General features: G+C 63.7%; 12 protein-coding genes. 7 read left to right on the top strand and 5 right to left on the bottom strand.

What is annotated here, in order from left to right; all coding sequences use genetic code 11:
* Positions 1–250: formyltransferase family protein (locus tag ABZE94_RS14815; protein WP_372876270.1), on the top strand; the 250-nt coding region annotated here is incomplete at its 5' end.
* Positions 251–396: 146 nt separating this feature from the next.
* A complete protein-coding gene (fdhA, locus tag ABZE94_RS14810; protein ID WP_372876269.1) occupies positions 397–1,596 on the top strand; it encodes a formaldehyde dehydrogenase, glutathione-independent in 1,200 nt (399 codons plus the stop codon).
* A 950-nt stretch (positions 1,597–2,546) separates the two neighbouring features.
* Here fdhA and ABZE94_RS14805 read toward each other — a convergent pair.
* The 5 genes from ABZE94_RS14805 to choX all read right to left on the bottom strand — a co-directional run bounded on the left by ABZE94_RS14805 (position 2,547) and on the right by choX (position 7,440).
* Positions 2,547–3,734 (bottom strand): gamma-butyrobetaine dioxygenase, encoded by a 1,188-nt coding sequence (locus tag ABZE94_RS14805; protein WP_372876268.1) that lies wholly within the window; start codon positions 3,732–3,734, stop codon positions 2,547–2,549.
* Between the two features lie 88 nt (positions 3,735–3,822).
* The gene (locus ABZE94_RS14800) at positions 3,823–4,296 is read right to left on the bottom strand and encodes a thioesterase family protein (RefSeq protein WP_372876267.1); all 474 of its coding nucleotides are present in this window, start codon (positions 4,294–4,296) and stop codon (positions 3,823–3,825) included.
* Positions 4,297–4,434: 138 nt separating this feature from the next.
* A complete protein-coding gene (locus ABZE94_RS14795) occupies positions 4,435–5,400 on the bottom strand; it encodes an L-carnitine dehydrogenase (RefSeq protein WP_372876266.1) in 966 nt (321 codons plus the stop codon).
* Positions 5,401–5,517: 117 nt separating this feature from the next.
* A complete protein-coding gene (locus ABZE94_RS14790) occupies positions 5,518–6,405 on the bottom strand; it encodes a 3-keto-5-aminohexanoate cleavage protein (protein ID WP_372876265.1) in 888 nt (295 codons plus the stop codon).
* A 96-nt stretch (positions 6,406–6,501) separates the two neighbouring features.
* A complete protein-coding gene (gene choX, locus ABZE94_RS14785; protein WP_372876264.1) occupies positions 6,502–7,440 on the bottom strand; it encodes a choline ABC transporter substrate-binding protein in 939 nt (312 codons plus the stop codon).
* Positions 7,441–7,664: 224 nt separating this feature from the next.
* On the opposite strand from choX, the gene ABZE94_RS14780 reads away from it, so the two are divergent.
* From ABZE94_RS14780 to ABZE94_RS14760, 5 genes are all read left to right on the top strand, one after another.
* Positions 7,665–8,621 (top strand): GlxA family transcriptional regulator, encoded by a 957-nt coding sequence (locus tag ABZE94_RS14780; RefSeq protein ID WP_372876263.1) that lies wholly within the window; start codon positions 7,665–7,667, stop codon positions 8,619–8,621.
* Positions 8,622–8,805: 184 nt separating this feature from the next.
* Positions 8,806–9,783: a dipeptidase gene (locus tag ABZE94_RS14775; protein WP_090504447.1), complete on the top strand. Its 978-nt coding sequence runs from the start codon at positions 8,806–8,808 to the stop codon at positions 9,781–9,783.
* A 157-nt stretch (positions 9,784–9,940) separates the two neighbouring features.
* Positions 9,941–10,471, top strand: coding sequence for a DUF5943 domain-containing protein (locus tag ABZE94_RS14770; protein ID WP_372876262.1), 531 nt, complete (start codon positions 9,941–9,943; stop codon positions 10,469–10,471).
* A gap of 15 nt (positions 10,472–10,486) precedes the next feature.
* Positions 10,487–12,547, top strand: coding sequence for a dimethylglycine demethylation protein DgcA (gene dgcA, locus ABZE94_RS14765; protein WP_372876261.1), 2,061 nt, complete (start codon positions 10,487–10,489; stop codon positions 12,545–12,547).
* 155 nt (positions 12,548–12,702) lie between these two features.
* Positions 12,703–13,098, top strand: a 396-nt coding sequence (locus ABZE94_RS14760; RefSeq protein ID WP_372876260.1) for a DUF3483 domain-containing protein, incomplete at its 3' end; no start/stop codon positions are given.

The raw sequence follows: 13,098 nt of genomic DNA, 5'->3' as shown, positions 1-13,098 counted from the left end.
GCCCTACCACCAGGCGTACCAGAAGGGCGTCAAGCTGGTCGGCGCCACCGCCCACTACATCAACAACGACCTCGACGAGGGGCCGATCGTCGCCCAGGGCGTGGAGTCGGTGGACCACGCCCACTACCCCGAAGACCTGGTTGCCAAGGGGCGCGACATCGAGTGCCAGACCCTGGCCAAGGCCATCGGTTACCACCTCGAGCGGCGGGTGTTCCTCAACGCCAACCGCACCGTGGTGCTGCACGCTTAACCGTACCACCGGGCCGGTGGGGACAGTCCCGCACTGCCTCTATCGCGGACCTCACCGGCCCCAGCAACACATCGTAAAGCTCCAGTGCAAGGCCGCGTGGCCGTTGGCCGCGCCTTTGTATCCACAACAACAAAGGAGAACATCCAATGTCCGGTAATCGTGGCGTCGTCTACCTCGGCGCAGGCAAGGTCGAAGTACAGAAGATCGACTATCCAAAAATGCAGGATCCGCGCGGCAAGAAGATCGACCACGCAGTGATCTTGCGCGTGGTTTCCACCAACATCTGCGGTTCCGACCAGCACATGGTGCGCGGCCGTACCACCGCGCAAACCGGCCTGGTACTGGGCCATGAAATCACCGGCGAAGTGATCGAGAAGGGTCGCGACGTCGAGAATCTGCAGATCGGCGATCTGGTCTCGGTGCCGTTCAACGTCGCCTGCGGCCGCTGCCGTAGCTGCAAGGAACAACACACCGGGGTCTGCCTGTCGGTCAACCCGGCACGTCCCGGCGGCGCCTACGGTTACGTCGACATGGGTGACTGGACCGGTGGCCAGGCGGAATACGCCATGGTGCCTTACGCCGACTTCAACCTGCTCAAGCTGCCGGATCGCGACAAGGCGATGGAGAAGATCCGCGACCTGACCTGCCTGTCCGACATCCTGCCGACCGGTTACCACGGCGCGGTCACCGCCGGCGTCGGCCCGGGCAGCACGGTGTATATCGCCGGTGCCGGTCCGGTCGGCCTGGCCGCTGCCGCCTCCGCACGCCTGCTCGGCGCCGCGGTGGTGATCGTCGGCGACGTCAACCCGGTGCGCCTGGCACATGCCAAGGCAGTCGGCTTCGAGATCGCCGACCTGTCCCTGGACACCCCGCTGCACGAACAGATCGCCGCCCTGCTCGGCGAGCCGGAAGTCGATTGCGCCATCGATGCGGTGGGCTTCGAAGCCCGCGGTCACGGTCATGACGGCGTGAAGCACGAAGCCCCGGCCACCGTGCTCAACTCGTTGATGGGCGTGGTCCGGGTCGCCGGCAAGATCGGCATCCCCGGCCTGTACGTCACCGAAGACCCGGGCGCGGTGGATGCCGCGGCGAAGATCGGTGCCCTGAGCATCCGCTTCGGCCTCGGCTGGGCCAAGTCGCACAGCTTCCACACCGGCCAGACCCCGGTGATGAAGTACAACCGCCAGCTGATGCAGGCGATCATGTGGGATCGGATCAACATCGCCGACATCGTCGGGGTTCAGGTGATTTCCCTGGACGACGCGCCCAAGGGCTATGGCGAGTTCGATGCCGGCGTGCCGAAGAAATTCGTCATCGACCCGCACAAGCTGTTCAGCGCCGCTTAAGTCAAATGCCTAACCTGGGCCGCCCCCGCGTGTGGGCGGCGCCAGTCTTGCGGGAGCCTTTTGGCTCCCTTTTTTATGCCGCTGTGCCGGCCATTCGCCGGACAACCGCGTAGAGCCAGGCCAGCCATCTGCTCACCACCTCACCACGTCCCGCCCAATGACCCAGCCACCGACCGCTACCTGCCGCCCAGATGTTACCGCCGCCCGGCCGAGGTAACGAAAACGGGTAGTACGGCAACACAACCCGCAACAGAACAGCCACAGCCCTACGGCGTATATTTTTATGTACTTGATATATATGGATATTTTAAAACTGGCACGAGCCATGCTTTCTATTAGCGCACAAAAATAAGAATCCAAGAACACGATACGTCTCGACGCTGACACAACAAAAACAACAGTACAGGCGAGCCGCAAACAGATTTTTTTGGAGAGGATTGTTGTTCGGGGCCAACCCCGTGACCAGGCCAATGACAATAAAACTACCTCAAGGTAGCTGATTGGTAGGTTGGATCACTTAGTGACGATGGCAGTACCAGGGTCCAAAAAAATACGTTTGCCTTGATCCCCGATGGGATCAAAACAACGATCTGGAACGATAAAAACAACAACAGATCGTTCAACAAAAAAAACAAAGCACGTAACGACACTTTGAAGGGGAGCTCCGGCTCCCCTTCGTGCTTTGTGCGATTCGTCTTCTCCTCGGCCCGAGCCTCCCTTGCCGGGCGCAGGCCCTCAAGCGCAGCGCAACCGCACAGGCTGCCCAGCCGCCATGCAGGCAGCGTTGGCCGCGGCAGCCGGCGCACCTGAACCCCACGAGACACCGCTCGCCGTCCGCGAGCGAGGCGTGCGCGTCGCCGAAGGCTTCGCTCTCGGCGACGAAGGCAGTCATCTGCCAGGGATAGAAGATAATGCTCGGCTATGGGTTCTTTGCCGCGGCCATGCCGCGTCTAGCGCTGCAGCACATGGATGCGCGACAGCAGTTCGTCACGATCGACATAACAGCCCTTGAAGTGACGCGCCCCGCTGCTCGGGTCGAATTCGGTGCGGGCATGCAGGGTCCGGCGGTTGTCGAAGCACCAGAGTTGCCCCGCATCCAGCCTGCGCTGCACCCGGAAACGCGGTTCGCGGGTCATCTCGATGAACCGCCGGTAAGCGCTATACAGCGCCGGCATGCGCTCTACCGGTGCATCGAAGGCGCCCCGGAGGAAGTTGCCCATGCGGATCTCACTGACCACGCCGTCGGCACCCAGGCCGATGATCGGCGCCAGGCAGCGGTAGTCGCTGGTGCGGCTCCTGTTGCGGAACTCGATGGGCGTTTCACACAGGACATGGAACAGCTCGGGCGCCTCCTGATGTAAGGCCTCGGCAATCGCGAAGCCGTCGACGAAGACACTCTCGCCGCCCGTGGCATCGTTGACCAGGCAATGCAGAAACTGCAGACCCGGCTGCAACTCGCGGGTCGGCAGGTCGGTGTGCAGCGGCAGGTTGAAGGATGTGTAGGCATTGCTGTCGGCGTCGCCCTTGGACTGCACGTCGAACAGCACGCCGAAGTTACTCTCGCGGATGAAGGCGATGCGCTTGACGAGCACTGGCAAGACGTCCTCGGTGGTCGGCACACCGCACAGCTGGGTCAGCCCGATATCGCGCACCGCAAGCAACCACTGCAGCAGCGCACCGTCATCTTCCATCACCGCCTGGTAGTCAAACTGCGGCAGCAGCTCACTCTTCTCGGCGCCCCACAAACGGCTCTGCGGACGCAGCGCGCGGCGTTCGGCGCGCGAGACGTCATCATAGGCGTGGGCACGCAACCAACCGGGGTGAAAGCGGCTGTGGTGACCATCCTGCCAATCGATCAGCAGATGCCCCTGTTCGTCGATCCGGGTGCGCTGGGGATGCAATTGCTCCGAGACGTCGACGATCTCGAACAGCTGCTCGCGGGTCACACTGTAGACGCACTGGCTGCAGGCGCAGTTGTCACGCAGCCACTGGTGATGGAAGGGGCTGACCCGAGCATCGCTCCAGGTGACCTCCAGGCAGTCGCTAGCGGAGCTAAGGCCAACCAGATCGGCACTGATCGGGTAGTTGCGCCAATCAGCGATTTGTACTGCTTCGAGGGAGGGGTCTACAGCATTCATGGCGATCTCCTGACGGGATGCTTACCCGCATTATTGTTCTTGGACTCTGGGAAACGCGCGAGGCCATCCGGGCCTCATCTACAGGGCACTATGTCTTGGCCGGGGGCAAGCCGATGATCCGACCGACATGACGCGGCGCGGTCAAGCCCCGATGGGCCTCGCCCAACGCGAGAACCTGATACAGCACCCGCTCGTCGAAGGGCGCCGAACGCGCACTGACGCTGTCGATGTTCATCAGCATCTGCTCGCTGGCGGCGAGCAACTCATCGCCGCCCTGGTTGTAGAGGCCATGGTGAATGTGCAGGCGCTTGTTGTCGTGCGCCAGCAGCTGGGTGCGTACCTCCACCTCGGCACCCAGCTTGACCTCGGCCAGATAGTTGAGATGGCACTCCAGGGTGTACAGGGTGTGGCCAGAGCGCGCCCGGCCGGCTTCGTCGAGGCCGAGGTGATCCATCAGCGCATCGGTGGCATAGCTGAAGATCAGCAGGTAGAAGGCGTCGCGCAGATGACCGTTGTAGTCGACCCACTCGGGCTGAATGGCGGTGCGGTAGGTGGTGAGCATGGCGGGGGGTGATCCTCAGCGTTGTGCGAAACCCGTAGGGCGGACTCAGGAGCGTAGCGAACAGTCCGCCAGCGAGCGGCGTACTGCTTCGCATAGGGGCTGTTGCAGGCGTTCCCGTCGTTCCTACGGGTTCTGTGTTTACTCGGCGAAGGCGAAGCCATGCTTGGCCTTGGTGGTCTTGATCGCCTCCATCACCGCCAGCAGGCAGTCATCACGGTAGCGCTCCAGCTCGGCGATGCTGCGCTCGCCCTGTTGCTCAGTAGTGCCTTCCACCACGCTGTCGATCAGGCCGTCGGTCAGCTCCGGCGCCTCCAGGTAGGTCCAGGGCAGTTTCAGCGCCGGGCCGAACTGGGCCATGAAGTGACGCATGCCGGCATCGCCGCCCGCCAGGGTGTAGGTCAGGAAGCTGCCCATGAACGACCAGCGCAGGCCGGCACCGAAGCGGATCGCATCGTCGATCTCGCCGGTGGTGGCCACGCCGTCATTGACCAGGTGCAGCGACTCGCGCCACAGCGCCTCGAGCAGACGGTCGGCGATGAAGCCCGGCACTTCCTTGCGTACATGCAGTGGGCGCATGCCCAACGCGGTATACACCTGTATGGCGGCCTGCACCGCTTCGGGGGCGGTCTGCTGACCGCCGACCACTTCCACCAGCGGCAGCAGGTAGACCGGGTTGAACGGGTGACCGACCACGCAGCGCTCGGGGTGCACGGCGTCGGCATAGAACTCGCTGGGCAGCAGGCCCGAGGTGCTCGAACCGATCAGCACGTTGGGACGCGCCGCGGCGCTGATCTTGGCATGCAGGTCGAGCTTCAGTTCCAGCCGCTCGGGAGCGCTTTCCTGGATGAAGTCGGCGCTCTTCACACACTCTTCGATGCTGTCGACGAAGCGCAGGCGCTCGGGCGAAGCGCCGGGCGCGAGGCCCTGCTGCTTGAGCGCCGGCCAGGCGTTGGCGATGCGTGTGCGCAGTGCCGCTTCGGCGCCGGGCGCCGGATCCCAGGCCACGACGTCGAGGCCATGGCCCAGGGCGCGCGCGATCCAGCCGGCGCCAATCACGCCGGTGCCGAGGGCGGCGAAGGTTTTCAGTTCGGTGACAAAGGCCATGATGGCTCCTGCTTCGGTAGCCCGGTGCAATCCGGGACTGGCTATGGGGTCTGTCCCGGAGGACATCCGGCCGACCAGTGAGTTACGGGCGGCATCGGCCGCCCCGTCGCGACGACCTCAACCGCGCGGTTTGAGGTTCATCTTGGCGCGGCCCTCGGCCGGGGTTAGTGCGCGGCCGCCCAGGCGCTCGATGATCTCGATGGCGCGCGCGACCAACTGACCGTTGGTCGCATGCACTCCCTTGTCCAGCCAGATGTTGTCTTCCAGGCCGACCCGCACGTGACCACCGAGCAGCATGGCCTGGGCGACCATCGGCATCTGCATGCGGCCGATGCCGAAGCCCGCCCACTTGGCGCCGGCTGGAAGGTTGTCGGCCATGGCCTTCATGGTGGTGGTGTCGGCTGGCGCACCCCAGGGGATGCCGAGGCAGATCTGGAACAAGGGGTCTTCGAGCAGACCTTCCTTGATCATCTGCTTGGCGAACCACAGGTGGCCGGTGTCGAAAATTTCCAGCTCGGCTTTCACGCCCAGTTCGGTGATGCGCTTGGCGCCGGCACGCAGTTGGGCCGGGGTGGAGACGTAGATGAAGTCGCCGTCGCCGAAGTTCAGGGTGCCGCAGTCCAGGGTGCAGATTTCCGGCAGCAGTGCCTCGATGTGCTTGAGCCGCTCGAGCGGGCCGACCAGGTCGGTGCCGGCACCGAACTCCAGCGGCTGCTCGCCCGCGCCGATTTGCAGGTCGCCGCCCATGCCGGCGGTGAGGTTGATGATCACGTCGGTGTCGCTTTCGCGGATGCGCTCGACCAGCTCGCGGTACAGCGCCACGTCGCGGCTTGGCTTGCCGGTCTGCGGATCGCGGACATGGCAATGGGCAACGGTAGCACCGGCCTTGGCGGCCTCGATGGCAGCGGCGGCGATTTCTTTTGGGGTGACCGGAATGGCCGGATGGCGGCCAACGGTGTCGCCGGCGCCGGTGACTGCACAGGTGACAATGACTTCGTAATTCATGGAGCTTCCATCCTTATTCGAGGCGAATGGGTACCGGGCGCCCAAGAGGGCGCGCGGCACGGCGATTGATCAGGCAATGGGTGGGGCGAGCCTGTCTTACTTGAGCGCGGCCTGCACGGCGGCTGCGCCATCCTTGCCATCGAAGGTGGTCACCCCGGCCAGGAACCTGCTCAGTTCTTGCGGGTTTTCCTTCAGCCACTTGCGCGCGACGTCCTTGGCCTCTTCACGGTCCATGATCGGCGCCATCAACTGGCTCTCCTGGGCGGCGGTGAAGCGCAGGTTGTTGAGCAGCCGATCGACGTTGGGGCAGCGCTGGGCATAGTCCGGCGCGGTGACGGTCCAGACGGTGGCCAGGCCTTCATCGGCGCCGAATACGCCCTCACTGCCCGTCAGGTAGGTGACGTCCATCTTGATGTTCATCGGGTGCGGCTTCCAGCCGAAGAACACCACCGGCTTCTTGCTCCGCGCCGCACGGCTGACCGCGGCGAGCATCGCCGACTCGCTCGACTCGATCAGCTCGAAGCCACCGAGGCCGAACTGGTTGCTGTCGATCATCTTCTTGATCGTGGTGTTGGCTCCGGTACCCGGATCGATGCCATAGATCTTGCCGTCCAGTTGATCCCTGAATTTAGCGATATCGGCGTAGGTCTTCAGGCCCGCCTCGGCGGTATAGCTGGGCACCGCCAGGCTGGAGATGCCATCGGAGAGACCCGGTTCACCGAGCACCCTGACCGTCTTCTTGGCGAGGAACGGCTCGATGTTGTCGTCCATCAGCGGCTTCCAATAACCCAGGAAGAAGTCGAGCTGGTCACGCTGGATGCCGGAAAAGACAATCTGCTGCGAGGCTTGGGTCTGGGTGGTCGCATAGCCCAGGCCTTCGAGCAGGGTACTGGCCACGGCGGTCGTGGCGACCACGTCGGTCCAGCCCACCATGCCGATGCGTGCCTTCTGGCAACTGGCCTGTTCGGCGGCCAATAGCGACGAACTGAACAGGCTGAGCAGACAGCAACCGGCGATTACCTTGAAACTTTTCATCAATGCGCCCTCGTATGGCGTTAGGGTTTTACTTGTAGTTTTCCCGGAGCGCTGACGCCCCGTCCCGTACTCAGGCCTGAGTGCGCCCGATGGGGTCACATTACCCAGCACCAGGGGGTAAAAAACGCACCAAAGCGACCAGCTTTTGAACTGTAACGACCTTCTTGCTTGCACTGCGCAGGTGCCTGCCGTTTAGTAACCACCTGCCTTTGCGAAACCCAGCCATGCCCCAGACCTTGTGCTTTCTCCTGCTGCCCGGCTTTTCCATGATGGGCCTGATGTCGGCCATCGAGCCCTTGCGCGTGGCCAATCGCTTTCGCGGCGAGCTCTATCGCTGGCGTTTGCTCAGCCTGGACGGCAATGCGGTGCAAAGCAGCAACGGCATGTCGCTAAACGTCGACACCGCCCTGGAGCTGCCGGCGGCCGGCGACAGCCTGTTCGTGGTCGCCGGTTTCGAGCCGCTGGCCCACTTCGACCACCGTCTGGCGCAGTGGCTGCACCGCGCCGAGCGCGAAGGCGCGACGCTCGGCGGCATCGACACCGGCAGTTTCGTCCTGGCCGAGGCCGGCTTGTTCGCCGGCCAGCGCCTGACCCTGCACTGGGAAGCCATCGAGGCCTTTCAGGAGCGTTACCCGCGCCTGGCGGTGACCCAGGAACTGTTCGAAATCGACGGACGGCGCATCACCAGCGCCGGCGGCACCGCCAGCCTCGACCTGATGCTGACCCTGATCGGCCGCGACCACGGTGAAGAGCTGGCGCTGGCGGTCTCCGAGCAGTTCGTCCTCGGCCGTATCCGCTCGCGCCAGGACCATCAGCGCATGCAGATCGCCAGCCGCTACGACGTGCACAACAAGAAGCTGGTGCAGGTCATCGGCGAGATGCAGCGCCACAGCGAACAGCCGCTCAGCTCCCGGCAACTCGCCGACCTGATCAAGGTCACCCCGCGCCAGCTGGAACGCCTGTTCCGCCAGCACCTGAACGAGACCCCGTCCAACTTCTACCTGACCCTGCGCCTGGACAAGGCCCGCCAACTGCTGCGCCAGACCGACCTGAGCGTGCTGGAAGTCGGCCTGGCCTGCGGCTTCGAATCCTCCTCGTACTTCTCCCGCTGCTACCGCGCCCGCTTCGCCACCTGCCCCAGCCAGGATCGTCACGAACATCCGGCTGCCTCACTGTCGTAGGCCGGGCTTACAGCCTGCGCGATAAAAGCAGCCTGGACGACGGCTTATCCGTTCGCGACCTGTTCTTGACGCTTTCGGCAATACCCCAGTCGTTTTTGCACCGGGTCACCCCGCGCCCCAGGGATATGCTCCCCACAAAGCGCCAGCACCGGGTTTGGCGACAGCAGACAAAGGGGACAGCCTGATGAGCCCAGCAGAAGTACATGCCGACAGCATCGTCATCGACGGCCTGATTATCGCCAAGTGGAACCGCGAACTCTTCGAGGACATGCGCAAGGGCGGCCTGACCGCGGCTAACTGCACCGTGTCGGTATGGGAAGGGTTCCAGGCCACGGTCAACAACATCGCCGCCAGCCAGAAACTGATCCGCGACAACAGCGACCTGGTGATGCCCGTGCGCACCACCGCCGACATCCGCAAGGCCAAGGAGCTGGGCAAGACCGGCATCCTCTTCGGTTTCCAGAACGCCCACGCCTTCGAGGACCAGATCGGCTACGTCGAGGTGTTCAAGCAGCTCGGCGTCGGCATCGTGCAGATGTGCTACAACACCCAGAACCTGGTCGGCACCGGCTGCTACGAGCGCGATGGCGGCCTGTCCGGCTTCGGTCGCGAGATCGTCGCCGAGATGAACCGGGTCGGCATCATGTGCGACCTGTCCCACGTCGGCAGCAAGACCAGCGAGGAAGTCATCCTCGAGTCGCAGAAGCCGGTGTGCTACTCGCACTGCCTGCCGTCCGGCCTGAAGGAGCACCCGCGCAACAAGTCCGACGAGGAACTGAAGTTCATCGCCGACCACGGCGGCTTCGTCGGCGTGACCATGTTCGCCCCCTTCCTGGCCAAGGGCATCGACTCGACCATCGACGACTACGCCGAGGCCATCGAGTACGTGATGAACCTGGTCGGTGAAGACGCCATCGGCATCGGCACCGACTTCACCCAGGGTCACGGCCAGGACTTCTTCGAATACCTGACCCACGACAAGGGCTACGCCCGTCGCCTGACCAGCTTCGGCAAGATCGTCAACCCGCTGGGCATCCGCACCGTCGGCGAGTTCCCCAACCTGACCGAGACCCTGCTCAAGCGCGGCATGCCCGAGCGCGTGGTGCGCAAGGTGATGGGCGAGAACTGGGTGCGCGTCCTGAAAGACGTCTGGGGCGAATGATGCATACCTGCGGAGCCTGCTGCGCGTATCGATAGCCGCGTCGCGTCCTTGCTCTCGGCACGCTTGCCAAGGCTCCACAGGCACTCATTACAAATTCTTCATCTGGCCGGGCGCTGCCCGGCCAAACGCAAAACACGAATTATGGAGTACTGAACACATGGCCACACATGCCCCCGAAATGCCCATCCTGGTCGACAACGAAACCGGCGTATGGACCACCGACGCCCTGCCGATGCTCTATGTGCCACGGCATTTCTTCGTCAACAACCACATCGGCATCGAGGAAGTGCTGGGCGCCGATGCCTATGCCGAGATCCTCTACAAGGCCGGCTACAAGTCCGCCTGGCACTGGTGCGAGAAAGAAGCCGAGTGCCACGGCCTGGTCGGCGTCGAGGTGTTCGAGCATTACATGAAGCGCCTGTCGCAACGCGGCTGGGGCCTGTTCAAGACCCTGTCGATCGACCTCGACCAGGGCACCTGCGAGGTGCGCCTGGACCATTCCGCCTTCGTCTACGTCTACGGCAAGTGCGGACGCGCGGTGGACTACATGTTCACCGGCTGGTTCGCCGGCGCCATGGATCAGATTCTGGCCGCCCAGGGCAGCCCTATCCGCACGGTGGCCGAACAGGTCTACGGTGCTTCGCAAGAAGGCCACGACCACGGCCTGTTCATCGTCAAGCCGTTGTAAGCGGAGCGTATCGCCATGGCCTTTGAAGCAATGTTCCAGCCGATCCAGATCGGTAAACTGACTATCCGTAACCGTATCGTGTCCACCGCGCACGCCGAGGTCATGGCCACCGACGGCGGCATGACCACCGAGCGTTACGTCAAGTACTACGAAGAGAAGGCCAAGGGCGGCGTCGGCCTGGCCATCTGCGGCGGCTCCTCGGTGGTCTCCATCGACAGCCCGCATGGCTGGTGGAGCTCGGTGAACCTGTCCACCGACCGCATCATCCCGCACTTCCAGAACCTGGCCGACGCCATGCACAAGCATGGCGCCAAGATCATGATCCAGATTACCCACATGGGTCGTCGCTCGCGCTGGGATGGTTTCGACTGGCCGACCCTGATGTCGCCGTCCGGTATCCGCGAACCGGTACACCGCGCCACCTGCAAGACCATCGAGCCGGAAGAAATGTGGCGCGTCATCGGCGACTTCGCCAAGGCGGCGGCTCGGGCCAAAGCCGGCGGCCTCGACGGCGTCGAGCTGTCGGCCGTGCACCAGCACATGATCGACCAGTTCTGGTCGCCACGGGTCAACAAGCGTACCGACGAATGGGGCGGCACCTTCGAGGGTCGGATGAAGTTCGGCCTGGAAGTGCTCAAGGCCGTGCGCAAGGAAGTCGGTGACGACTTCTGCGTGGGCCTGCGTATCTCCGGCGACGAGTTCCATCCGGACGGCTTGTCCCACGAGGACATGAAGCAGATCGCCAAGTACTACGACGACACCGGCCTGCTCGATTTCATCGGCGTGGTCGGTTCTGGCGCCGATACCCACAACACCCTGGCCAACGTCATCCCCAACATGAGCTTCCCGCCCGAGCCCTTCCTGCATCTGGCGGCCGGCATCAAGGAAGTGGTCAAGGTACCGGTGCTGCACGCGCAGAACATCAAGGACCCGAACCAGGCCACCCGTATCCTCGAGGGCGGCTACGTCGACATGGTCGGCATGACCCGCGCCTTCATCGCCGACCCGCACCTGATCGCCAAGGTCAAGATGGGCCAGGTCGACCAGATCAAGCAGTGCGTCGGTGCCAACTACTGCATCGACCGCCAGTACCAGGGCCTGGACGTGCTGTGCATCCAGAACGCCGCGACCTCGCGTGAATACATGGGGTTGCCGCACATCATCGAGAAGACCACCGGCGTCAAGCGCAAAGTGGTGGTTGTTGGCGGTGGTCCAGCCGGCATGGAAGCGGCGCGCGTCGCGGCCGAACGTGGCCACGACGTGACCCTGTTCGAGAAGAAGGACCAGCTTGGCGGGCAGATCACCACGGCCTCCAAGGCGCCACAACGTGACCAGATCGCCGGCATCACCCGCTGGTACCAGCTTGAACTGGCGCGACTGAAGATCGACCTGCGCCTGGGCACCGGTGCAGACCCCGAGAGCATCATGGACCTGCGTCCGGATGTCGTGGTGCTGGCCAACGGCGGTCATCCGTTCCTCGAGCAGAACGAGCACTGGGGCGCGGCCGAAGGCCTGGTAGTGAGCAGCTGGGACGTGCTCGACGGCAAGGTCGAACCGGGCAAGAACGTGCTGGTGTACGACACCATCTGTGAATTCACCGGCATGTCGGTCGCAGACTTCATCGCCGACAAGGGCAGTCAGGTCGAGATCGTCACCGACGACATCAAGCCGGGTGTCGGCATGGGCGGCACCTCGTTCCCGACGGCCTACCGCAGCATGTACCCGAAGGGCGTGATCATGACCAGCGACATGATGCTGGAGAAGGTCTATCGCGAGGGCGACAAGCTGGTGGCGGTGCTGGAGAACGAATACACCGGTGCCCTGGAGGAGCGCGTGGTCGACCAGGTGGTGGTGGAGAACGGCGTGCGCCCGGATGAAACCCTGTACTACGCACTCAAGGAAGGTTCGCGTAACAAGGGCCAGATCGACGTCGAAGCGCTGTTCGCAATCAAGCCGCAGCCTTGTTTGTCCGAGACCGGCGACGGCTACCTGCTGTTCCGCATCGGCGACTGCGTGGCCCAGCGCAACACCCACGCGGCGATCTACGACGCCCTGCGCCTGTGCAAGGACTTCTAAAGCAGCAGCTGGACCCTGGGGTGGCTTAACCGCGCAGCGGTGCCACCCCGGGTTCAGCAGACCGGTCAAGGTAGCGCCTGACGCATCGATGGTGGGTTACGCCTACGGCTAACCCACCCTACATGGTTATACGGTCCCTCCAAGGAGACCAGATGATGTTGAACACCCTACTCCCCATTCTGCTGTTCGCTGCGCTCGGCCTCGCCGTGCTCGGTGCCGGCAAGCGCTTCCTCATGTGGCGCCGTGGACGGCCGGCCGAGGTCGATTGGCTCGGTGGCCTGCTGGCCATGCCACGCCGCTACCTGGTGGATCTGCACCATGTTGTCGAGCGCGACAAGTACATGTCCAGGACCCACGTGGCCACCGCCGGCGGCTTCGTCCTGGCTGCACTGCTGGCAATCGTCGTGCATGGTTTCGGCCTGCATAACCGCATCCTCGGCTTCGCCCTGCTGGGCGCCTGCGTGCTGATGTTCGTCGGTGCGCTGTTCGTCGCCAAGCGCCGGCGCAACCCGCCGGCGCGGCTGTCGAAAGGTCCATGGAATCGCCTGCCG

It is taken from the genome of Pseudomonas sp. (assembly GCF_041601375.1).
GTDB lineage: Bacteria > Pseudomonadota > Gammaproteobacteria > Pseudomonadales > Pseudomonadaceae > Aquipseudomonas.
The sequence above is the reverse complement of the archived record's forward strand: the minus strand, read 5'-3'. Positions and strand labels throughout refer to the sequence as shown.